Source organism: Pseudomonas fluorescens, from assembly GCF_040448305.1.
Lineage (GTDB): Bacteria > Pseudomonadota > Gammaproteobacteria > Pseudomonadales > Pseudomonadaceae > Aquipseudomonas > Aquipseudomonas fluorescens_BH.
The window spans coordinates 3,299,459-3,323,038 of the sequence record NZ_CP148752.1 but is presented as its reverse complement, the minus strand read 5'-3'; the positions used below and the strand labels follow the sequence as shown (position 1 = coordinate 3,323,038).

20 protein-coding genes are annotated in these 23,580 nt (G+C 57.1%); 6 read left to right on the top strand and 14 right to left on the bottom strand.

What is annotated here, in order from left to right:
• Positions 1-32: 32 nt before the first annotated feature.
• Complete coding sequence (locus tag WHX55_RS14995) at positions 33-2,069, bottom strand: NADH:flavin oxidoreductase (protein WP_353742990.1); 2,037 nt, start codon at positions 2,067-2,069, stop codon at positions 33-35.
• 192 nt (positions 2,070-2,261) lie between these two features.
• Between WHX55_RS14995 and WHX55_RS14990 the strand changes: the two genes are divergently transcribed.
• Both WHX55_RS14990 and WHX55_RS14985 read left to right on the top strand, forming a co-directional pair.
• Entirely contained in the window at positions 2,262-3,242 is a 981-nt protein-coding gene (locus WHX55_RS14990; protein WP_353742989.1) for a 2-oxoglutarate and iron-dependent oxygenase domain-containing protein, read from the top strand.
• A 10-nt stretch (positions 3,243-3,252) separates the two neighbouring features.
• Positions 3,253-4,179, top strand: a complete 927-nt coding sequence (locus WHX55_RS14985; RefSeq protein WP_151213526.1) for a glyoxylate/hydroxypyruvate reductase A — start codon at positions 3,253-3,255, stop codon at positions 4,177-4,179.
• A 978-nt stretch (positions 4,180-5,157) separates the two neighbouring features.
• Here WHX55_RS14985 and WHX55_RS14980 read toward each other — a convergent pair.
• The 3 genes from WHX55_RS14980 to WHX55_RS14970 all read right to left on the bottom strand — a co-directional run bounded on the left by WHX55_RS14980 (position 5,158) and on the right by WHX55_RS14970 (position 8,860).
• Positions 5,158-5,775, bottom strand: coding sequence for a dTMP kinase (locus WHX55_RS14980; RefSeq protein ID WP_151213488.1), 618 nt, complete (start codon positions 5,773-5,775; stop codon positions 5,158-5,160).
• A 284-nt stretch (positions 5,776-6,059) separates the two neighbouring features.
• On the bottom strand, positions 6,060-7,343 hold the full coding sequence (gene salA / locus WHX55_RS14975) for a salicylate 1-monooxygenase (protein ID WP_151213487.1): 1,284 nt from the start codon (positions 7,341-7,343) through the stop codon (positions 6,060-6,062).
• 176 nt (positions 7,344-7,519) lie between these two features.
• Positions 7,520-8,860: an aromatic acid/H+ symport family MFS transporter gene (locus WHX55_RS14970; protein WP_150755307.1), complete on the bottom strand. Its 1,341-nt coding sequence runs from the start codon at positions 8,858-8,860 to the stop codon at positions 7,520-7,522.
• Positions 8,861-9,199: 339 nt separating this feature from the next.
• Here WHX55_RS14970 and WHX55_RS14965 point away from each other — a divergent pair, with 339 nt between their 5' ends.
• Positions 9,200-10,102 carry a LysR family transcriptional regulator gene (locus WHX55_RS14965; protein WP_150755306.1) on the top strand — a complete coding sequence of 301 codons (903 nt, stop codon included), beginning with the start codon at positions 9,200-9,202 and terminating at the stop codon, positions 10,100-10,102.
• Positions 10,103-10,457: 355 nt separating this feature from the next.
• Here the strand turns inward: WHX55_RS14965 and astA are convergent, their stop codons facing one another.
• From astA to WHX55_RS14930, 7 genes are all read right to left on the bottom strand, one after another.
• Positions 10,458-11,492: an arginine N-succinyltransferase gene (gene astA, locus WHX55_RS14960; protein WP_150755305.1), complete on the bottom strand. Its 1,035-nt coding sequence runs from the start codon at positions 11,490-11,492 to the stop codon at positions 10,458-10,460.
• Positions 11,489-12,427 (bottom strand): citrulline utilization hydrolase CtlX, encoded by a 939-nt coding sequence (gene ctlX / locus WHX55_RS14955; protein WP_151213486.1) that lies wholly within the window; start codon positions 12,425-12,427, stop codon positions 11,489-11,491. Before ctlX ends, astA begins: the two co-directional genes overlap by 4 nt.
• A gap of 268 nt (positions 12,428-12,695) precedes the next feature.
• Complete coding sequence (locus tag WHX55_RS14950; RefSeq protein WP_007974731.1) at positions 12,696-13,175, bottom strand: Lrp/AsnC family transcriptional regulator; 480 nt, start codon at positions 13,173-13,175, stop codon at positions 12,696-12,698.
• Positions 13,176-13,187: 12 nt separating this feature from the next.
• A complete protein-coding gene (locus WHX55_RS14945) occupies positions 13,188-13,949 on the bottom strand; it encodes an ATP-binding cassette domain-containing protein (RefSeq protein WP_007986657.1) in 762 nt (253 codons plus the stop codon).
• A gap of 56 nt (positions 13,950-14,005) precedes the next feature.
• Positions 14,006-14,716, bottom strand: a complete 711-nt coding sequence (locus WHX55_RS14940) for an ABC transporter permease (protein ID WP_353742988.1) — start codon at positions 14,714-14,716, stop codon at positions 14,006-14,008.
• The gene (locus WHX55_RS14935; protein ID WP_353742987.1) at positions 14,713-15,438 is read right to left on the bottom strand and encodes an ABC transporter permease; all 726 of its coding nucleotides are present in this window, start codon (positions 15,436-15,438) and stop codon (positions 14,713-14,715) included. Before WHX55_RS14935 ends, WHX55_RS14940 begins: the two co-directional genes overlap by 4 nt.
• 59 nt (positions 15,439-15,497) lie before the next feature.
• Complete coding sequence (locus WHX55_RS14930) at positions 15,498-16,277, bottom strand: transporter substrate-binding domain-containing protein (RefSeq protein ID WP_150755301.1); 780 nt, start codon at positions 16,275-16,277, stop codon at positions 15,498-15,500.
• Positions 16,278-16,910: 633 nt separating this feature from the next.
• Here WHX55_RS14930 and WHX55_RS14925 point away from each other — a divergent pair.
• Complete coding sequence (locus tag WHX55_RS14925; RefSeq protein ID WP_353742986.1) at positions 16,911-17,957, top strand: ornithine cyclodeaminase; 1,047 nt, start codon at positions 16,911-16,913, stop codon at positions 17,955-17,957.
• 249 nt (positions 17,958-18,206) lie between these two features.
• Complete coding sequence (alr, locus tag WHX55_RS14920) at positions 18,207-19,445, top strand: alanine racemase (RefSeq protein WP_223448335.1); 1,239 nt, start codon at positions 18,207-18,209, stop codon at positions 19,443-19,445.
• 148 nt (positions 19,446-19,593) lie between these two features.
• Here alr and WHX55_RS14915 read toward each other — a convergent pair whose 3' ends face one another.
• The gene (locus WHX55_RS14915; protein ID WP_150755298.1) at positions 19,594-20,283 is read right to left on the bottom strand and encodes a GntR family transcriptional regulator; all 690 of its coding nucleotides are present in this window, start codon (positions 20,281-20,283) and stop codon (positions 19,594-19,596) included.
• A gap of 326 nt (positions 20,284-20,609) precedes the next feature.
• Here WHX55_RS14915 and WHX55_RS14910 point away from each other — a divergent pair, with 326 nt between their 5' ends.
• Positions 20,610-21,344 (top strand): amino acid ABC transporter ATP-binding protein, encoded by a 735-nt coding sequence (locus tag WHX55_RS14910; protein WP_150755297.1) that lies wholly within the window; start codon positions 20,610-20,612, stop codon positions 21,342-21,344.
• A 27-nt stretch (positions 21,345-21,371) separates the two neighbouring features.
• Here WHX55_RS14910 and WHX55_RS14905 read toward each other — a convergent pair whose 3' ends face one another.
• Positions 21,372-22,484 (bottom strand): CapA family protein, encoded by a 1,113-nt coding sequence (locus tag WHX55_RS14905; RefSeq protein ID WP_353742985.1) that lies wholly within the window; start codon positions 22,482-22,484, stop codon positions 21,372-21,374.
• Between the two features lie 89 nt (positions 22,485-22,573).
• Complete coding sequence (locus WHX55_RS14900) at positions 22,574-23,530, bottom strand: ornithine cyclodeaminase family protein (RefSeq protein ID WP_353742984.1); 957 nt, start codon at positions 23,528-23,530, stop codon at positions 22,574-22,576.
• Positions 23,531-23,580: the final 50 nt, after the last annotated feature.

Below are 23,580 nucleotides of genomic sequence, written 5' to 3'. Positions count from 1 at the left end.
CGGCCCTTGACCGCGCCAGACGTGACAGGGATTCAGATTTCTTTCACCAGGCGCAAAGCGTCGTAGATGGCCGCGTGGGTGTTGCGAGCAGACACGGCGTCGCCGATCCGGAACAGCTGGAAGCGTCCTTCGGGATTGGTGACGATGTTCTGCGCCGTGCCGGCGATCAGGTCATGCTGCTCTACCGCGCCGCCATTGGTGGAGAGAGGACGCAGGTCGAAGTACAAGTCGTCCAGCGGAAGGGTGCCGTGGTTGACGACCACCTGATCGACCACGCGCTGCTTGTGAACCTGTCCGTAATCGCTGCCAAAGGTTGCAACGAGTCCGCCATCACGTTTTTCCACTGTATCGACGCGGTAGGTCACGGTGAAGGTGACGTCCAGATCCTGCAGGCTGCGCATGTAGGGCACCAGGTTCATGGCCATGACTTCAGGTGCAAACGAGCGGTCAGAGGTGACTATTTCGACTCTCGCACCGCTTTGTGCGATGACCTCGGCAGCCTGCAGGGCAGCATGATCCCCCGCATCGTCGAAGATCAGTACGTTGCGACCGGGCTTGATGTCGCCGGAAATAATGTCCCAGGTTGAAACCACGAGTTCGTTGCCTTTGCTGAGCACCTCGGTATCCGGCAGGCCGCCGGTCGCAACGATAACCACGTCTGGCTCGAAGGCTTGCACAGTGTCGGCTTCGGCCCAGGTATTGAAGTGAAACTTCACCCCCAGCCGTTCGCATTGCGCCATTCGCCAATCAATGATGCTGATCATCTCGCGACGACGCTCGCTCAGCGCAGTCAGACGAATTTGCCCACCGGGTTGGTCAGCCGCTTCAAGCACCGTCACGTCATGACCGCGCTCACCGGCGACCCGCGCCGCTTCCAGCCCGGCAGGGCCGGTACCGACCACCAGCACCTTGCGCTTGACCGTGGCTTTGGGAATGTCATGAGGCATGGTGGTTTCCCGCCCCGTCGCTGCGTTGTGGATGCAGTAGGCCGCGCCGCCCTGGTAGATGCGATCCAGGCAATAGTTGGCGCCCACGCACGGGCGAATGTCTTCTTCGCGCTTCTCGATGATTTTGCGCACGATGTGCGGATCGGTCATGTGCGCGCGGGTCATGCCCACCATGTCCACTTTGCCCGAGGCGATCGCGTAGCGCGCGGTGGCCACGTCGGGAATCTTCGCCGCGTGGAAGGTCGGAAAGCCTGTCGACGAGCGAATCTCGCCAGCGAAGTCGAGATGGGGCGAGTTGCGCATACCCTGAATCGGGATGACATCGGTCAGCCCTGCATCCGTATCGATGTGACCGCGTACGACGTTCAGGAAGTCGACCAGTCCGCTGTCCTTGAGCATGTGAGAAACCTGCATGCCCTCGCTGGCAGTGAAGCCGCCGGGCAGTTCTTCATCACCGGTGTAGCGAACTCCCAGCAGAAAATCTTCGCCTACCCGCTGGCGGATGCCACGCAGGATGTCGAAGGTAAAGCGCATGCGGTTTTCCAGCGAGCCACCGTAAGGGCCGTCGAGGTCGTTGGTCAACGGCGACCAGAACTGGTCCATCAAATGCCCGTAAGCCTGAAGCTCCAGACCATCGAGACCTGCCGCCTTCATGCGCTCCGCGGCGTCTACATAGTCCTTGATGATCCGCTCAATGTCCCATTCCTCCATTTTCTTCGGGAAGGAGCGGTGCGACGCCTCGCGACGGTGTGACGGCGACACCACCGGTAACCAATCTGCCTTGTCCCAGCGGGTGCGACGGCCCAGGTGAGTCAACTGGATCATCACTGCCGCGCCATGTTCGTGGCATTCATCGGTCAGGTCCTTCAACCATCCGACTACTTCGTCCTTGTAGGCGAGCACATTGTTGAACACCGGCGGGCTGTCTCGGGATACGGCAGCGGAACCGGCAGTCATGGTCAGGGCGACACCGGCTTTGGCGCGCTCCACGTGGTAGGCGCGATAGAGGTCCTTGGGCATGCCGTCCACAGGGTAAGCCGGTTCATGGGAGGTGGTCATGATCCGGTTTCTGAGGGTCAGATTCTTGATTTTGTAGGGTTGCAGCAAGGGATCGCTGGACATCGCGGTGCGCTCCAAAGTGGGCTTCATCAGGCTAGGTGACTTAAAATTAGGATAAATGTACACCTGTGTCAACGTTTGAAGACACAGGTGTACATTTTGCTTGCGTGCCAAAAAAACCAGGATTAACATCCGCCCAAACAAGGACGAATGTCGCTCGTCCGCGTCTGTCATCCATTTAGAAAGGAGAGAAGCGTGACTGAGTTATTTGATATTCGTTTGGCCAGCAAACAAACTGCCTTCACTGAAATCCCGGTCATAGATATTTCGCCACTCATAAACGGCGAAAATCCGATGCGGGTGGCAAGCCAGATAGGTGAAGCGTGCGAAAAGGTGGGGTTTTTTTATATAAAAAACCATGGCGTTTCGCAGCAACTGATAGACGAGATGTACAGGCTCACCAAACTTTTTTTCAAGCTTCCAGCCGACGAGAAGAACACACTTAATATCGTGAACTCCGGGCTTACGCTACGTGGTTACATCCCGATGTATGCGGAAAACGTAGATCCTGCTAATACGCGCGACTTCAAAGAGTGCTTTGATTACGGCGCCCATTACGATGAAATTTCTCCGTTTTTTGGCCCTAATCAAATGCCGTCCGGACTGCCGCAATTCGAAACGGTTGCCGAAGCTTATCATTCAGCTGTATTGGCGCTTGCGAGAACGCTCATCGGCGGCATCGCGCTGAGTCTGGATTTGCCGCAAAATTATTTTGAACAGCGCCAACGCAAGCCCATCACTATTCAGCGCGTTTTGCGTTATCCACCTCAGATAGGAAAGGTCTCCCTGGAAGAGATCGGTATTGGTGCTCACACGGATTACGGCTTCCTGACAGTCCTGTCTCAAGACACAGTTGGCGGTTTGCAAGTCAGGAACCGTGCAGGGGAGTGGGTTACTGCCCCACCAGTTGAAGGCACTTTTATCGTCAACATTGGTGATCTGGTTCAAACCCTCACCAACGATCGCTACACCTCGACAATGCATCGCGTCATAAATACTAGCGGTCTAGAGCGCTATTCAATTCCTTTCTTTATTGATTTGGATTTTGATGCAGTTGTTGAGCCTGTGCCAACCTGCGTGAGTGAGGCTCTACCCGCGAAGTACGAAGCGTACACTTGTGGTAAACACAAATTTAAGCGTTTCGTTGATAGCTATGCGCATCTGAAAGTCGAATAGGGAGTTTTCTATGTGCATCCTGTATATGGCCGACCCCGCCGATGCGCAGAAATGGCGAGATTGCCTGGCAACGCTCGCCCCTCAACTAGAGTTCCGCCAATGGCCTGATATCGGTAACCCGGCAGAGGTGCACTACATCCTGGCTTGGGAGCCTCTTACCAACCTGGCGGAGCAGTTTGCTAATCTTCGGCTTCTCTACGCTGCCGGGGCTGGAGTTGATCAGTTCGATTTGGCTCGTTTGCCTGCTGACGTGTCGCTAATACGGCTGGTAGATAGCTCGATGGCTGAAATCATGGCCGAGTATGTTCTGTTTAGTGTTCTTGCCATGCATCGAGACATCCTCGCTTACCAAGAGGATCAGCGCAGTGGTCGCTGGCAACCTAGACCAATCGTGCACGCTTCACAGCGGCGTGTTGGTGTCATGGGGGTTGGCAATCTCGGACGCGCCGCGCTTGATCGCCTTCAGCCATTAGGATTTCAGCTCAGTGGCTGGAATCGCTCTTTGAAGGAGGTGCCAGGTGGCCACTGTTACGTCGGCCCGGACGAACTGGAAGCGTTTTTAGGGCAGTGCGACATCCTTGTGAACATGTTGCCACTGACTCCCGAAACTGCCGGGATACTCAATGCTGCGAGGCTCGATTGCCTGCCTCATGGAGCTGGACTGATTAACGTGGGACGTGGCGCCCACGTTATAGAAACGGCTTTGCTTTCAGCATTGAATGAAGGTCGTCTGGGAGGTGCCGTACTGGATGTTTTGGCACAAGAGCCTCCCACTCAAGACAACCCACTCTGGAAACATCCCCGGGTGCTCCTGACGCCTCATGTTGCAAGCGATGTGCAGATTGAAGGTGGTGTGGCGTTGATAGTTGAGAATCTTCGAAGAGAGCGTGAGGGAATGCCTCTCTTGAATGTGGTTGATCGGTCTAAAGGCTATTAGCAACCAATCGTCTGTTTCGTAATGATCTCCTGTGCCGATGAATTAGTGAGGGAGAGGAGGAGTGGTAGCTCCAGTCGAATACCATCGATACTCACCTATAACTTAGCTCAACTAAATGGTTGTTTAGTTTAGTTATAATTTCTGGTTATTAATGAAGGAGGGGAGTTGACCAGATGATCCAGAGGTAGCTCAGCCTTATTCGCTATCTTCCAAATATGTGCGATATCTTTAAAACACACGTGTAATCGATAACAAGCCCCGTAAATCAAAGGCTCCAGCCATCTGCGGCGGCCATTCAAAGGAGTATGCAAGGGGGCCATTTTCCAATCTGGATGCGTCAAAGCGCTCACAATTACCTGAAAGCTGCTGGGATTCTGAACGTGCAGAACCTACCGCGCGTTGCCTAGGTCAATGCGGCGATTGGCATGGAAACCCTGCTCAACAGCTTTATTTCCGTGCCTGACCAGCATCAAGGCACATCCGGCGAGACGTACAAATCTCCACGCTGTAGCGCTGGCCGCGGCTCATCAGCATCTGAAAAGCGCCCGGTGCCCAAAGCTTGGCCCTGGACAGCCAGGAAGCGAGAAATACCGCGACGTGTTCACCAACAGCCGGTATCCGTATGAGTCGAGCAGCTGGAAATTTTCCGATCCGGTACTGATGAGGTTGCTGCGGTGGACTCTGGCCAACATGGTTGGCTATTCAAGGCGAAAAGTTCTCGCGATCCGTTCGGTCCTGGATTACCTCATTGAGGTGCAGGCACGAACTGCAGCAGAGTGATCGAGGCTTGGGCCTGCTTCAAATCTGGCCACCAGACGCTCCCAAGTCCGTATGTGGCGTTACGCATAATGTATATTATGTTAAATCAAGTATTACTCTATAGATGCGCATAGTGTCCTGTCCGTTTCCCTGCCGTCCGCTTTCCTCTTGGCATGCATCTCCAGCAATCGACGTCAAGGCCGGCGCAGCGAGCTTCGCCTACGGGTACCGAAGGACTCTATAGATCTCAGAAATCACCTGCATCGTTGCGTCTTCGATCGTTCCTTCGTTACGGCATAAAACCCAGCCGTGATCTGCAATTGCTTGCTCGAACGCCTTTGTACAAGCGACATGTTCTTCCAGCTTATGGATCACAGTACTGCCCAACCCACGTCCTCGTGCCGCAGCCCTTGCCCACGAAATATCAGGGGCGGTGACAACCCCGACATGCAGGTCTGGCACTCGCACGTTTCGATCAATGTTCAATTGTAGAATCTCTGCAAACGGGACTATCCGGCGAAACGCGGCATCAGACGGGTACCAGCGATCGATCAAGATGATGCTGTCTGGTGGCTGTTTAGTCAGCACGTTCCGGGAAATCCAGGTACGGCTATCAGCAAAGCGCTCACAAACCCTCAACTCCAAATCCCGGGTGGGATTTCTGACGAGCTTGTTAACGAGGGTCATTGTTTCACCCCTATAGGGATCGCTTTTTTTCTCGCAAAGTCGGATCACCTTTTTGTTGTCTGCCCTCAGTAATTTCGTCACGGCTTCCAACAGTGTGGTTTTGCCGGCTCCCTTGGGCCCATCTAGAGAAACAAACAGCGGACGATTCATTCTTCACATAACGATTGAGATACGATTTTTTTGCCCGGTTCGTTCGCTGGAAACGCTTGGCGCGACTACGCGAATCGAGTGTAGGGACCTCATGAACAGACATTAATGAACACTCTAACTTGGTTTCTGCCTAACGGGTCTCAAAAGAGCAATCAATTGGAGTTGACCCGGCATCAGTCTGCATCTGCCTTCGCTGGCGATTGTTTAGCTGATCTTGCACCACCATGCATTCACGAACGAAGAGAGCCGCTGGATGCTCCCTCCGTGCATGTTGGTTCAAGTCGTTAGGCAGAGGCTCGCCAACCCAACTGGGCACGAGCCTCTTGAAGGTCGGACTGCATATCGTGATTCCACAGCCAGTCGAAACGCTCTGCGAGGGTTTTCCCCAGTAGTTGTTCGTCGTCGGATACAGCTGGATCACGCAATTCATAAAGCTCCCCGGCTTCCCAGGATGTGCGCTGCACACGGCAGGCACGGGGACGACGGATTGCGTCGTAAGCCTCGAGCACCGCTTGTGGCTGGCTGTCCATGACCTGAGGATCTGCGAGCAATCGCGCCAGAAGCCAGGCGTCTTCCAAGCCCTGACCTGCGCCAGCGCCCTGGTGCGGCAACATGGCATGCGCAGCATCGCCGATCAGCCCTACGCGGCCATGGACATAACCCGGCAATTCATCGAGTTCATGCAGAGCCCAAAGGGTGGGTGCCGGAATGCATTCGAGCAGCACCCGTGCAGCGTCTCCCCAATGATTGAAGGCAGAGAGCATTTCTTCCTGGCTGGCATTGCGCACCCATGGAGAATCGCTTGGCCAGGTCGGATCAGGGCGACTGCGATCGGAAATGAAGGCCACTACGTTGATCAGCCGGCCTTGCTTGACCGGGAATGTGAGAATGTGTGCGTCGAGCCCCAGATACATCTGCGGGACGTCGACCAAGTGCTCATCGACACCCCGAGCCCGGTAGGCTGCACGCAGCTGTTGGCTGTCGATCATCCCGCGGTAGGCGCAGGTACCACTGAAACGCGGTGCCACCAGGGGCTGGCCAAGACCGTTGAGGACATGATCACGAATTGAAGACTTGATACCGTCCGCGGCGATCAACAGGTCGCAGCGATACTCAGTGCCATCGGTGAACCGTACGCGAGCCTGTCCGGCATCCTGCTCCACGCTGACGGCGCGCTTACCGAACCGGGCGATCCCTTCGGGCAACTGACTGGCCAGAGCATCGAGGAAGTCAGCACGGTGTACCGATGACTGCCCTACCCCTTCGGCCAGGCTTGCGCCCAGATAACCGGCATCTTCACCACGACGCCATTCGAACCAGATGTCCTGCCACGGATCCTGCGTCTGGTCGGCAATCTTGCGGTAGGGTTCGGCAATACCCAGACCCGCAATGGCACGAACAGCGTTGGCACCGAATGAGACGCCCGCTCCGACCTCGCCAAAGGCAGCAGCCGCTTCGAACAACTGCACGTTCAGATGAGAATGACGGCACAGGTCCAGGGCCAGAGCCACGCCGGCAATACCGCCGCCAACAATACCGATGTGCAATTTGGATTGAGAAGTACGCATAGCAAGTTACCCATGAGGCTGATTGTTATTGGAGTAACCCAATCATCGCCATCCGAGCGCTATTGATAAATACCGCAACTCCCATACATTCCATCATGGGTGTGAATATTACTCTTGCGCACGAGCAGTCATTGGTCAGGCGAGCCCTACCTTGAACTCGCCTTTTTCAGCAATCGTTACTGCGGCACGGTTTGCCTGGATGAAGCGGCCTGCCGGCCTGGAGCGTTCTGAATCAGAAACACCAAGATAGCGATGGCCCCTATCAGACCTGGTACTGCGAAGATGAGAAAGCTTGCCTGCAGCGGCAGTGATGACGCGTGCAGCGCGCCGCCCAGCAATGGACCGATAATGGCTCCGGTGCGACCGACGCCCATCGCCCAACCAAGTCCTGTGGACCGTATGTGCGCGGGGTAATACTGCACCGTGCAGGCGTTGGCCAGGATCTGGGTGCCAATGGTGCACGCCCCCGCGATGGCGATGAGCAGATAAAGAACCGGTAACGGCGCCTTGAGTGCTAACAGGCTCAAGGCCAACGCTCCGCAACTGAAAAACCCGAACAAGACCTTGGCGATGCCGATTCGATCCCCCAGCCATCCACCGGCTACCGCGCCAATAATCGCGCCAACGTTTAGCGCCAGCAGAAACGCCAAGCTGGAGTTCAATCCATAGCCTGCGGCAGTCATGAGTTTTGGCAGCCACGAACTCAATGCATAAACCATCAGCAAACAACAGAAAAACGCCAGCCACAGCATGAAGGTGTTCAACTTGCGCCCCTCTTGGAATAACTGCGAAATCGACACAGTCGTCCCTTTGGCAACCATCTGGTTCAACTGGTCGTTTACGCTTGGTTCATAAGACGGAGCAACTTGTGCCAACAGGTGTTGGGCCTTGACGATCTGCCCGGTGCGCAGCAGGAAATCCATCGATTCTGGCAATTGCCGTATCAGAAACGGCAATGCCAACAGAGGAATCAGCGCGACATAGAACACGGCTTGCCATCCCCACTGCGGGATCAGCACCATGCCCAGGCTCGCCGATAGCATTCCGCCTAACGAGTAGCCACTGAACATGATCGCGACCAACGTGCTGCGGGATTTCTTCGGCGCGTACTCGTTCATCAACGCTACAACGTTGGGCATCACCCCCCCGATCCCAAGGCCAGCGATGAATCGGCATAAGGCGAAAGCCTCGGGACTCCGTGCCAGGCCGTTGATCGCTGTGACTGCGCTGAAGATCGCGACACACATCATGATGGTTTTTCGTCGGCCTATACGATCCGACAGTGAACCGAAAAACAGAGCACCCAACATCATGCCAACCAGCGCACAGCTACCTAACGCACCCGCCTGTAACGAACTGAGGCCCCACTCGGACATCAGTGAAGGCAACACGACTCCATAGATGACCAGATCATAGCCGTCGAAAATGATGATGAGCGCGCACCAGAACAGCACGCGCGCATGGAAGGCATTGAAACGTGCCCCGTCAATCAGGGCTGAAACATCAATCGTACGCATGGCATCGCTCTTCTTGTCATTGTTATAGAGCCGGAAGACCTGATGCCTCCGGGAATGGCGCGGTGCCCAATGGTGTTACGCAAAAGCGTTCAGCACCGGGCATGGATTCGATCATGGGCAAACGATCGGCCGTGATAAATGCAGCCAGGTGAATAGGCATTATTTCGAACGTGAATAAAGATCGAAGGGGAGTAAAAGCCCCATCGATCTCATCGATGGACGCGGCGGTCTGGCACTTGTTAGGCTTTGGCTCTTGCAGCGACAATTTCAGCGCGGTGCAGACCCAACGGTGGGCAAAGATTTATAGCCCTTATGAGCGCGTAATCTGCACGAGGCGTTATGGAATTACGTGAGCTGGATCTCAATCTACTTCTGGTGTTTAACCAACTGCTCATTGACCGCCGGGTATCAACAGCGGCGGATAGCCTTGAGTTGACCCAGCCCGCTGTCAGCAACGCGTTAAAGCGACTGCGTGTCACGTTGAACGACGAACTGTTTGTTCGCACCTATCAAGGAATGGAGCCCACGCCTTACGCCCAGCAGTTGGCTGAACCGGTTGCACTGGCCATTCAGACCTTACGCGATGCACTGAGCCGACAGGACACGTTCGACCCGCTCAACTGCAATCGTCGATTTACGATGGCGATGACCGATATTGGTGAAATCTACTTCATGCCGCGGCTGATGGACGCGCTGGCTGAACGCGCTCCGGGCTGCTCGATCAGCACGCTGCGCAACACCTCCGATACCTTGGCCGAAGGGTTGCAGAACGGTACGATCGACCTCGCCGTTGGATTACTGCCGCACCTGCAAGCCGGATTTTTTCAGCAGCGCCTGTTTCACCATCGCTATGTCTGCATATGCCGCAAGGACCACCCCGCTACCAGGGAACCGTTAACGCTTGAGCGTTTTTGCAGTTATGACCACGTTCGCGTCGTAGCGGCAAACACGGGGCACGGCGAAGTCGATACCTTTCTGGCGCGGGCCGGCATCGAGCGCAACATACGCCTCGAGGTTCCCCATTTCGTCGCAGTCGGCCACATACTTCAGCGCACCGACTTAATGGCAACAGTGCCTGAACGATTCGCCAGCAGTTGCGAACAACCCTTTGGGCTCGTGGTTCTACCGACGCCAGTGGAGCTGCCTAATATCGAGATAAACCTGTTCTGGCATGCACGCTATAACAAGGACCCAGCCAATCGTTGGCTTCGCCAACTGATGTTCGAGCTGTTTTCTGATTGAGGTGCCCTCAGTCCCAGTAACTTCTCAGTCTGCGCCAGGCAGGCGCGGTACTAATTCCAGAAAAAGCCTTCTATAGATAATTGAGGGCTCCTCATGAACATAAATCTGTGAACAAGTGCACCTGTATTTGACCGTGGAGCCCACGGTGCTAGAGGCTTGGGACGACTCATGAACGTTCAACATCGCCCACAAGTTAAATCACGTATTGAGGCAGATCCCCGCTTCAGGTTCTGAGGTCCACAATCTCAAAAAATCGTAGCCGGCAACAGCTCCGTTCACCGCGCTCACCTCTAAAACGAGATGAATGCGCACCTGCAGGGGCTGCCGCCGGCTGCGATCTTTTTCTGCCGGTTATCTAAGCCGCTGATTGTTGCAAGGCAGGCACTGCCAGACTCACCGCCCGCACCGAAGCCCCCGCAATCAAGCCCAACGCCATGGCGACTTGAGCGTCGACAATCAGCGTACCGGCTGCAACTCGCGCCGCTGCCGCAGTGATCCGGCAATCGGCAAACTGACGGTTATGAATCAAGTAAGTCGCCGCGTGCTCCCCCGGTGTGCCAATGCTCAGTTGCAGCACCTGGCTATCGCGCACCGCACGAATATCCCCGGTGGCGCATTCGATCAGCGGACCACCGTCGAAAATGTCGATGTAGTCACGATGCTCGAATCCTTCAGCCTTGAGCATACCCAGCGCCGGTTCGGTGTTTGGGTGAACCCTTCCGATGACCGTTCGTGCCCCCTCCGGCAACAGGCAGGTTGGCAGCGGAAACTTGGGCATCAGTTCCGCGATGAAGGTCTTGTTGCCCAACCCGGTGAGGTAGTCGGCATCGGCAAAATCCATCTTGAAGAAGTGCCGTCCCAGGCCTTCCCAGAACGGTGAAACGCCCTCTTCATCCGAATAACCGCGCATTTCCGCAATGACCTTGTCACCGAAGCGATCACGAAACTCCGCCAGAAACAGGAAGCGCGCCTTCGACAACAAACGACCATTCAGACCACTGCGGTGATCGGCGTGTAAAAACAGCGAACACAGCTCGGAATGGCCTGTCATGTCGTTGCCTAGAAACAACGTTGGCAGCTGTTGATTGATACCCAGGTTTTTCGACGCTGCGACGAACAGGCCCACGCGGTAGTTGTACCAGGGCTCCCGCAGGCCGACAGCACCCGCCAGGGCACAGATACCCACCGCTTTATTGTGTTCGTTCTCCAGCACAAACAGGTAATCGGCATCGGCACGCTCGGCTTCGCCGGCGAAGGTTTTGGCCGCCCATTCCAGGCGCTGGCGCAGTCGCGACGCATCAGCCGGCAAGGTGGTCAACCCGGTGCCGGCACTATGGGCCAAGGCCAGTAGAGCCGGCAGATCGTCAGGCGTTGCAGGGCGGACGATCATCGCACTTGTTCCTGGGTGGACGAATGCCTGGGCAGGAACACCTCGGCCAGCATGCAGCGCGCGCTGCCGCCACCGATGCGCTCGATGGTGTCGATGTTCACCGGCAACGGCGTGGTGTGAGCTTCGATCAAGCGACGCTGATTGGCGTCCAGCGATTGCCAGGCCGTACGCGACATCACCAGCAGCGGCTCACCCGCTGCGTTGTGCACTTCGAGCATGTTGCCGGCAAAGGACTCCAGTTGCGCCCAATTCAAGGCGATGACCTGTTTACCGCTGGTTTCGAGTCGGTTACGCAGCGCCGCACTTTCGCCCGGATGGGGCACGGACGCCAGGCAGGCCACCGCCAGGCGGGTGCCGACACTCATCATGACGTTGGTGTGATAAATCGCCACGCCCTGGCGGTCCACCGCGTTGAACGCACACAGTTCATAGCCCAGATGGGTGACCAGCTGATCCAGGGCGCGGGCGTGGGTACGGGTCGAGTACCCGGCGTAGCAGATCCGCTGTTGCCGATCCAGGACCATGCTGCCGGTGCCCTCCAGGAACACCTCCTGCTCTTCGAGGCTGGACAGGTCCAGCAACTGCTCGACCCGGTATTCACCCAGCAACCCGTCGAGTACACCTTTGTCCCGCTCCAGACGCCGGTTGTGGCCCTGCATCGGATACAGGACCAAGGTGCCATCCGGGTGGCTGCTCCACCAGTTGTTGGGGAAGATCGAGTCCGGGGTATGCGGCGCTTCGCGATCGTTGTGCACCAGGACTTCAACGTCGTGCCGACGCAATGCGTCAACATAGCCATCGAACTCGGCAAGGGCCTTGAGTTGTACGTCTTCGGCAACCGTTGCCGGACGCTGGAAACGGTTGTTCGCCGCCGTGTCCTGATTGAAGGAGAAACGTGTCGGGCGAATCATTAATACCGTATTGGTGGTTTGCATGGGCACAGACTCAATGAGGGGCGAGAGAGGCTCATTGTCTGTTTCGAGGTGGGAAAAACCCGGTTGATAACGGCTTTTGCGCTGATGGAAACGGCTGAAGATTCTGACCCCTTCAGCCGATTCGGTGAACGACACAAATCAAATGTGGGAGCGGCGGTGCGGCGATCCGACTTGCTCGCGAAGGCGGAGTGTCATCCAACATCAATGTCGACTGACACATCGCCTTCGCGAGCAAGCCCGCTCCCACAGGTTGTACGTCGTTCGATGCCTATTCCATCGTGGTCTTGACCATCGCCAGCTCCGGGTGGCTGACCAGTTTGTCGATGTGTAAATCCGGGTCGTCAAACCAGACTTCGGTCAACACCCGGTAATGCTCCATGTCACGGCAGCGCATGCGCAGGCTGTAGTCGAACGCGCCGCTGATCAGGCGACATTCCAGCACCTGCGGGCAGGCGCGGACCTTGGCTTCGAAGGCCTTTTGCGCCGCGCGTCCGCTCTGGTTCGACAACGCCACCAGCACCAGCAACGACAAGCCCGGCGTCAGTTTCTTCTCATCGAGAATCGCGCCATAGCCGCGAATGACCCCAAGCTGTTCGAGCTTGCGCACCCGTTCCAGGCAAGGCCTGGGGGTCAGGTGCACGCGTTCGGACAGCTTTTGATAGGTGATGCGCCCTTCGTGGCGCAACACTTCAATGATTGCCTGATCGATACGATCAAGCACGATCGACAGATCGCGGATATCCGCCATGTACGCCTTGCCTCACTTCAAACGACCCGATAGAAATTGCTGCAAACGTTCACTGTTTGGCCGGTCGAGTATCGTAGCATCACCCTGCTCCTCGACACGGCCCTGATGCAGGAACAACACCTGGCTTGAGACCTGCCGGGCAAACCCCATTTCGTGGGTCACCATCAACATGGTCCGGCCTTCTTCGGCCAGTGCCTGAATCACCTTCAGCACTTCACCCACCAGTTCCGGGTCGAGTGCCGAAGTTGGCTCGTCGAACAACAGGATTTCGGGTTCCACCGCCAGGGCACGGGCAATCGCCACCCGTTGTTGCTGCCCGCCCGACAGAAACGCCGGGTACTGATCGGCCACCCGTTGCGGTAGGCCGACCTTGTCCAGATACGCCCGCGCGCTCTCCTCGGCGGCCTTGCGACTCATGCCCAGGACTCGACACGGCGCCAGCACGATGTTCTCCAGTACTGTCAGGTGGCTCCACAGGTTGAAGTGCTGGAACACCATCGCCAGTCGCGTGCGCAAGCGCTGCAATTGCTTCGGGTTGGCGACACGCATGCCACCGACACCCTGACGGGTGAGCACTCGCTCGCCATCCAGAGCAATGGCGCCTTCGTCCGCCCGTTCCAGAAAGTTGATGCAGCGCAGCATGGTGCTTTTGCCCGAACCGCTGGCACCGATCATGCTCACCACGTCCCCTGCCCTCGCGTTTAATGAGACGCCCTTGAGCACTTCATTGTCACCAAAACGTTTATACAGATTTTCAACCGTGAGTTTGTACATGCGAGTACTCCTGGAGCGGCACGCTTATCGGCGCCGCTCTGGATAAATGATGGAAGTCAGTGAGCCGGACCGAGGAAGCTCAGCCAGCGCTTCTCCGCCAGGCGGAACGCGCCGACCAGCCCGAACGACAGCACGAGGTACAGCAGACCGGCGATACCGAAAGCCTGAAACGTCATGAAGGTCGCGGCATTGGCGTCCCGGGCGATTTTCAGGATGTCCGGAATCGTCGCGGTGAACGCCACCGAAGTCGCGTGCAACATCAGGATCACTTCGTTGCTGTAGTACGGCAGCGCACGGCGCAGCGCCGAAGGCAGGATCAGTTGCAGATACAGGCGCCAGCCACTCAGGCCGTAGGCATGGGCCGCTTCGATTTCACCGTAGGGAATGCTGCGGATCGCTCCGGCGAAGATTTCCACGGTGTAGGCGCAGGTGTTGAGGGTGAACGCCAGCAAGGTGCAATTCATGGCGTCGCGGAAAAACGCTTCGAGCAATGGCTGCGAACGGACCACGGCAATGCCGTAGATCCCGCTGTAGCAAATCAGCAACTGGATATACAACGGCGTGCCGCGAAAGATGTAGGTAAACAGCTGAACCGGCCAACGCAAAAAGCCCCAGCGCGAGACGCGCAAGATCGCCAGGGGCAACGACAGGAAAAAGCCCATGGCAATACTCGCCACCAACAGCCACAGGGTCATGGCCAACCCGGTGAGGGTCTCGCCGTCGCTGAACAGAAAGGGTCTCCAGTATTCGGCAATCAACTCGATCATCGCGCCATCCCCCGCACACCCTGGTTGTAGCGCCGTTCCAGCACGCGCAAGACATAGTTCGAAGCGCTGGTGATCAGCAAGTAAAGCGCTGCGGCCAGCAACAGGAAATCAAGCATATTGAACGTGCTTTTGCCGGCCTCCTGCGCGACCTTGACCAGGTCCGACAAACCAATGATCGATACCAGCGCCGTGGCCTTGAGCAGCACCAGCCAGTTGTTGCCAAGGCTCGGCAAGGCGAAACGCATCATTTGCGGGAACACCACGAAACGAAAACGCTGCCAACGGTTCAGGCCAAAGCACGCCGCGGCTTCCTCCTGCCCGCGTGGCACACTCAGAATCGCCCCGCGAAAGGTCTCGGTGAAATACGCCCCGTAGATAAAACCAAGGGTGATGATCCCGGCCACGAATGGGTCGATTTCCATGTAGGGCCAGCCCATGGACTCGGTCAGGGCGCTGAGCCAGCCTTGCAGGCTGTAGAAAATCAGCAGCATCAACACCAGGTCGGGCACGCCACGGATCAATGTCGTGTAAATGGTCGCCGGCAGATTCAACAGCTTCAGCGGCGACAGCTTGGCCGCCGCGCCGAGCAGCCCCAGCGCCATGCTCACCAGAAGCGCAAGCGCCGACAGTTTGAGGGTGACCCAGGTGCCGTGCAGCAACAAAGGGCCATAGCCTTGCAGGGCCGAAAGGTCGACCCCCAGAACGTTCAGGAAGGAATTCACGCCAGTCACCTGTCTTGATGCGCCCCGGTCGCTGCAACACAGCGACCGGGACGCGAGGATCAGTTGTTGTAGAGGTCCAGGTCACCGAAGTGTTTCTGCTGGATCTGCGCATAGATGCCCTTGTCGTGCAGGGCCTTGATGGCGGCGTTGAGCATGCCTTTGAGCTCTTCGTTGTCCTTGCGCACACCAATGGCGATCTCTGCCGGCACCAACGGGTCGCTGATGCCTTCACTGTTGTGGAAGTCCGCCCCTTGTGGCGAGGTCAGGAAACTCATCTGCGCTTGCAGCTTGTCCTGGATCGACGCATCGAGACGGCCAAATACCAGGTCGGCATAGACCTGATCCTGATTCTGGTAGGCCCGCAGTTTCACCCCGCCCGGCGCCAGTTTGGCCTTGGCGTAGGTTTCCTGAATCGTGCCCTGCATGTAACCGATGGTTTTGCCGCGCAGCGACTCGGCGGTAGGCAGCAGTCCGGAGTCTTTGCGGGTAACGATGGCGGTCGGTCCGGCGTACAGGCGATCGGTAAAGTCGATCTGTTTTTTGCGCGCGTCGGTAACAGTCATCGAAGATTCGATGGCATCGAACTTGCCGGCCTTGAGCCCCGGAATCAACCCGTCGAAATCATTGCTGACCCACACACAGGTCAGTTTCAACTCGGCACATATTGCATTGCCCAGATCCACGCCGAAGCCCTGGACCCCACCATCGGCCGTGGTGGATTCAAAGGGTGGGTAGCTTGGGTTGACGCCAAATCGCAGCTCCTTCCATTCCTTGGCACTGGCGCCCGTGGTGCAGCATAGCAACGCGAGTGCCGGCAAAGTCAGCCATTTGATGTTCATTTTCTTGAGTCCCGGATTATTTGGATTTATCGCGATCCGGCGCCTGCGTCGGACCACACTTTTTGACAGGGGCAGAGAGTCGATGCGGTCTTCACCGCAGCCGTTTTTTGTTGTTGTTTTCGACCGGAAGCAGCCAGTCGTCGGAGTTGCACTCCATCTCAAGCAGCGAACGACAAGCGCTTGAAACGGACCGTCAGAATGCCAATTGCCGGGAGGGTGCTGGTGTCGTAACCCCACGTTCAAACAGCGTGCCTGTGCTGAATGAATGGCTTGCACAGCCGATTCTGTCGTCTGCTGTAAGTCACTGTTTTTCCACTTAAAGGGAGCGGCACAGGAAGTGTGATTGTCTTTTGGCCTTCTACTTCATCTGCATGACGATGCGTCGTGAAGCACATCGCGATTGAGCCGTGCGAGCGAGGTGCGACTGGTAAATGTCACGCGGCCGATTCCGCTGTGCGCTGTCTGTTTTTCGACTTCTCTCGCTGTGTCCGGGGTCGGTATTGGCCGAAATCTTCTCTCCATTGCCTCGACAATAGGTCCGTTGCAAACACATGGACCACCTCCTGAGTCTCAGCCGCCAAAGCGCAAGGTAGTCCAGACCGGCACACCAAAAAACGCCCAAAGGAACCCAATATGACCCGTTACATTGACGTCAATGATCTGAGCCGTCTCGTCCAGGAAAAAGGCTTGCCTCGTTGCCTGATCGAAATGGCCGAGTACATCCGTCAAGACTACGTACGCTGGCCGGATTTCGAAAAGTGCGCGCGCCTGGCGAACCACTCACCCGAGGGCGTCATCGAGCTGATGCCCGTGTCTGATGCATCGCTCTACGCTTTCAAGTATGTCAACGGACATCCGAAGAACACCCACAATGGCATGCTGACGGTCATGGCGTTTGGTGCGTTGGGAGACGTCGATACCGGCAAGCCGGTTTTGCTGAGTGAAATGACGCTGACGACCGCCATTCGCACCGCTGCCACTTCCGCACTCGCGGCCCGCTACCTCGCCCGACCGGACAGTCGCCGAATGGCGCTCATCGGCAACGGCTCACAGAGCGAATTCCAGGCCCTGGCATTTCATACACTGCTCGGCATTACTGAAATCAGTCTCTACGACATCGATCCAGCGGCAACGGCGAAGCTGGTAGCCAACCTGCGGGCCTACCCCGCCATACAGGTGACCGTTGCCAAATCCGTCGCGCAAGCGGTACGTGGCGCCGATATCGTGACCACGGTCACGGCCGACAAGGCCTACGCAACGATTTTAACCCCTGAAATGATCGAGCCCGGGATGCACCTCAACGCCGTGGGCGGCGACTGTCCCGGCAAGACCGAACTGCACCGGGACATCGTCGAGCGTGCGCGGGTCATGGTTGAGTACGAACCGCAAAGCCGCATTGAAGGCGAAATTCAACAGATGCCCGCCGACTCACCGGTTATCGAGTTCTGGAAAGTCATCAACGGTCAGACCCAGGGTCGCCAGCATGCCGAGGAAGTCACCTTGTTCGACTCGGTCGGCTTCGCCATCGAGGACTACTCTGCCTTGCGCTATGTGCTGGATGTTGCACGAACGCTCAACATTGGCAGCGACATCCAACTGGTACCAGAGCTGCAAGATCCCAAGAACCTGTTCTCGCTGCTGCTGCCTTCTGCAACAGCCGATGCAAGGCTTCGGGCTTAACTCCACTCGACACTTCAAAGCGTTCACCTGGCGGCCCCTTCGGCTGCCAGGCGCAACCCTGAACAATCCCTCGGTCGTTTGAGCCTTTTTTACAGCGCCATCCGCTGCGCGAGCCACCCGGTTCCACATAAACAAACGGCGCCGTTGCATAAGAATTCCATGGCTGTTCGCCCCATGCCCAATGGACCTGGCTGATGCCAAATCCACGCCAGCATGAGGTCTTTCCTCATCCACTATGGAAGACTCGATATGCCACGTTTCATGCTCAGCACGCTGACGCTCGCCCTGGCTTTGACGGCAATGATGCCGGTAGTCAATGCCGCACCTTTACTCGATCCCACACCTGAACATTCTCGCGCCGACAATCAATCAGGTCAGGCCAATACCTGGCTGGAGATTGATCAGGTCGCCTTCGAAGCAAACATCACCAAACTTCAGCAACGGCTGGCGGGTAAAAGCCAGATGTGCGCCGTGATGAAAGCCGATGCTTATGGGAATGGCATTGGATTATTGATCCCTTCCGCCATTCGGATGGGCATCACCTGTATCGGCGTGGCGAGCAACGAGGAGGCGCGTGTCGCACGGGAAAAAGGCTTCAAGGGACGCCTGATGCGTTTGCGCAGCGCTACTGTTGAAGAAGTCGAGAATGCACTGCGCTACAACATCGAAGAACTGGTCGGCAACCTGGAGGTTGCACGTCAGCTCAATGAACTGGCTACTCGCCAGGGCGTGAAGCTTCCGGTTCATCTGGCGCTGAATTCGGCGGGCATGAGCCGCAACGGTCTGGAAATGAGCACGGCTGCAGGACAACAACAGGCGGTGGATCTGACCCGACTGGCTCACCTGAACATCGTCGGAATCATGACCCACTTCCCGGTCGAGGAACGCGAGGATGTCCTTCAGGGTCTGGCCAAGTTCAAGGAGCAGTCCGGCTGGCTGATCGAGCACGCCAAACTGGACCGCAGCCGGATCACCCTGCACTGCGCCAATACCTTCACCACCCTTGAGGTGCCGGAAGGTTGGCTGGACATGGTTCGCCCGGGGGCTGCGCTCTATGGCTACCCAGTGGGTGGGCATAACGAATTTCAACGGGTGATGCAGTTCAAATCGCGGGTCGCGGCGGTCAGCGCCTATCCTGCGGGCAGTACGATCAGCTACGACCGCACCTTTACCCTGAGCAAAGACTCGTTGATCGCCAACATCCCGGCCGGCTACTCCGACGGTTATCGAAGAGCGTTCTCCAACAAAGCCTCAGTGCTGATCCGCGGCCAACGCGCGCCGGTGATCGGCAAGGTCACCATGAACACGTTGATGGTGGACGTCAGTGGCATCAAAGGCGTGCAGGCGGGAGATGAGGTCGTTTTGTACGGCAAGCAAGGCGGTGAAGAGATTACCCAGACGGAGCTTGAGACCATCAACGGCGCATTGTTGGCGGACTTGTACACGATCTGGGGCAACTCCAATCCGAAAGTATTGAAGTCTAAATAAGGAGAAAAAAACAAGGTGCGCAGGCTAAGCGCTGCGCCCCTGCTCGCGATGGACGTTAACGATAACGCGTGTTTTCTGAATAAACGCGCAGTCTTCGAGTCCATAGTCGGTACGTCGCCCGAAGCTATCGAGTGTCGACCGGCTGCTCCTACACCTCAAAGTGGTCCTTCAGGTACTCAGCCGCCTCATCCGATGCTTGCTTGAGATGCGTTGTCATCAACGCAACGGCCGCCTCCACGTCTTTTGCCCGGTACGCCGCGAGGATCGCACGGTGCTCGTCCTGGCTATCAATCCCTGCGGATCGCAGCTGCATATAGATGTGCGTATAGCGCTGCGCAATGGTGTGCGCACGGGTGATCATATTTTCCAGGTGTTTCATTTGCGCAGGTGCATAAAGCGCCGTATGCAGCGAAAGGTTCCATTGACTGCTCAGGAGAGGATCCTGAACTTTCTCGAACTCATCGATGATGCGTTCGACAGCATCGAGTTGCTCCGGTGTCGAGAGCGGTACCGAATGGCGGACGGCCAGCGGCTCTAAAACCGCTCTTAACTCAAAGCACTCATTCATTTCATTCAGGGACGGCGGTGTCACCATGAAGCCCCGATTCGGCATGAACTGGACCAGGCCCTGACCTTCAAGCTCGCGCAGCGCCTCGCGAACCGGCACCTTGCTGGTGTTGAGTTCGGTAGCGATCAGGTCCTGACGCAGAGGTTCGCTACCGGAGAGCGCGCCGGTGACGATGGCTTCCCTGATAACGGCCGCAACAAATTGCGGTGCGGACACACGTGCCAGCGGGATCAGTCCTGCAATGTACTTCAGTGGTGATTGGTTAGACATATGACACTAAGTGGCCAGGGGCGATTTAAAGGCGTGTCTGGGTTTGGCAGATACGAGGAACAACTACATCACTATGCACAACCGTATACGATTATACGAAAACGAACAAGGACGGCAGCCTCAGCCTGGTCCCCCCGAACTGCAGTCCAGCCCCTCTCCCCATTCATCTGAAATACAAGCCTGATTCATCGCTTTGTGGTTGTCGTTAGCGAATCAGTAATCGTATACTTTCTACAGTAGGAAAGGACAGATACACCCTGGTTAGCCTTTTGCGATCAGGTCCTCGTCCCTCTTGCGCCATCTGCAACCACATCAGGACAACCACCGTGATCAACATAAAAAATGTTTCCAAGTGGTACGGCAATTTTCAGGTGCTGAGCGACTGCACTACCGCCATACAAAAGAGCGAAGTCGTCGTGGTGTGCGGCCCCTCCGGTTCTGGCAAGTCGACGCTGATCAAGACCGTGAATGCGCTTGAACCCTTCCAGCAAGGCGAGATTGTCGTAGATGGCATCAGCCTCTCGGACCCGAAAACCAACCTGCCCAAGCTTCGCAGCCGGGTCGGCATGGTATTTCAACACTTCGAGTTGTTTCCGCACCTGTCAGTGACGCAAAACCTGACGCTCGCCCAGATGAAGGTGCTGGGCCGTGGCCAGGACGAGGCGTTAAAACGGGGCCTGAAGATGCTCGATCGTGTTGGCCTGAGCGCCCACAAGGACAAGTTTCCCGGGCAACTCTCAGGTGGCCAGCAGCAGCGCGTGGCAATTGCTCGTGCCTTATCGATGGATCCGATCGTGATGCTGTTTGACGAACCCACCTCGGCACTGGACCCGGAAATGGTCGGAGAGGTACTGGACGTCATGATAAAGCTGGCGAACGAGGGCATGACCATGATGTGCGTGACCCACGAAATGGGCTTCGCGAGGAAGGTCAGTGACCGGGTAATTTTCATGGACGCGGGAAAAATCATTGAAGATTGCAAAAAGGAAGAGTTCTTCGGCACTCCCGAAGCACGCTCCCCCCGCGCCAAGGACTTCCTCTCCAAGATCCTGCAACATTGATCATTCGGGGTCGCTAAGGGAGTGTTCTCACCAACGCAACTCGAAGGCATTTTTCGCGCCCGCCTGGATGCTGCTGCCCAGGCGGGCGCACTCGCGAGAAAGGGTGTCGTGCAGCCATTGACGGTCATCCCCTTCGGCGCGACAGAGGCGAAAGCGACGCAGGCGGGTGGGTATCAGGTCCAGCGACTGCAACTGCCCGCCCGGGTCCAGCGAGGCGAAGTATAGAAGCCCCAGGTCGCCGCGAAAGGCTGTGTGGCCCTCGATGCCTTCGTAATCGTTCAGAAGATCACCGCAGCCATAGAGAATCAGGCGTTCGTGGTACACCTCGATGCCTTTGACGTGGTGCGAGGAATGCCCGTGCACCACGTCAACCCCGGCCTCGTCGATCAAGGCATGGGCGAACCGGACTTGCTCGCGCGGGATATCGAACCCCCAGTTGCCGCCCCAGTGAATGGAGGCGACCACCAGATCCCGCGGTTTTTTGCCCTCGAGAATCCGTTTGGCCACAGGGCGCAGGCTTTGCATCGACAGATCCTCCAGCCGCGCGACGCCCGCGCGCCTATCCGTGGCGGCCCAGCCCGGCGCAATGCCGCTGTCGGGCGCGCCGAGGCCAAACACCAGCAAGCGTCGCCCGCCAGGCTGCAGCAACACGGCAGGCGCTTCGGCTGATTGCCGGTTGTGCCCGGCGCCGGCGCTGCACATACCATTGCTCGCCAGGGTCTCCAGTGTATCGGCCAGGCCGGCTGCGCCCCAGTCCAGCACATGGTTGTTGGCCAGCACGCAGCAGTCGATGCCGGCTGCGCTGATGGCCGGGAAGTTCTCCGGGCTCATGCGGTAATTGATGCCCTTTGGCTCCGGTCGTCCGCGGCGGGACACTGCAGTTTCCAGATTGATGATGCGTGCGTGTGGCTGGCGAAGTTCGAACTCATCCAGCGCAGCGCCCCAGACATAGGCGAAATCGACTGGGCGGGGAATCGAGCCATTGACTCGTTCTGCCAGCCGGACGTAATCGCCGGCATTCTTGACGTAAGCTTCGTAAAGCCGCGGATCGCCAGGATGCGGCAGTACTGCGTCGATGCCGCGGGCAGTCATGACGTCGCCGGCGAGAAACAGCTTCAGCGTATCGGTAACAGCTGCCATGGCACCCTCCCGAATATAAGCCGGGGGATGTTTCCATCCCCCGGATTATTATTACGCTGAAATAGGCAGAACGACTTCTAAACCTCTACTCAGTTGTTCTTCATATGCAACTGATAAAGCTCATTGGCAATGGCGATATCCTCCAGCCCCAGTCCGATCGAGCGGAAGAAGGTATGGCGCTCGGGATCGGGAAGTCGGGCGGCTCCCGTCATCAGCTCCGGCAAATCTCCGCAAATACTCTCGGGTAACCAGCCATGCTGGTCTTTTGCCAGGCGCATTTCCCCTGCGCTGTCGGGCGTTGTAGCCCGGTAGTCGCAATAGACGCTCATGTTCAGCAAGGACTCTGGCGGTACTTCATGTGCCAGGGGTGCATTGGTACAAATGGACGTGATCAGCGCAGGCTTTTTCAGCACGGCAGGGTCAAGCACCGTTCGACCGGCCGAGGTGCAGAGCATGATGACATCCGCATCGTCGACGGCGCTGGCGAGTTCGGTATGAAGGCTGACGCGCGGATCGATATCGCGCAGTGCCTGCTGCTCGGACTCTGGCAGAGAGCCAATATTGGGCGCGTACAGCCTGATATCCACCCATTCGCGCAGCGACAAGACATGCCGGGCATGAGCCTGACCCAACCGCCCTGCTCCCACCACGGCCAGTTTGCTGACACGCGCAGGCGCCAACAAGTCTACGGCGAGCGCTGTGGTTCCCGCGGTTCGCTCGACAGTCAGTTGTCCTGAATCACAGAGCAAGCGCGGTTGACCGTCCTCCATCGACATCATCAGCGTCCAGGCTGTCACCAAGGCCCCCTCCGGGCGTGGGATATAGGGCGAGAGCTTGGCGCCAAACACTTGCTCCTCGGCCAGCGTTCCCAGGTAACTGATAAAGTTGCCTTGCCCATTGGGAAACGGATTGCGCAGTTGTGGCGGTTGCACAGCCATTTCCTGTCCCAACGCCAGGAACATACGACGCAATGCGGACAGCACATCAATCTGGCCGATCAGTTTGGCCACTTGAACTGAATCAAGTACGGCAATGTCATTTTTCATCGAATACATTCCTTCATCGAGCATCTGACAGAAAGCCTTAAACGTCGAAA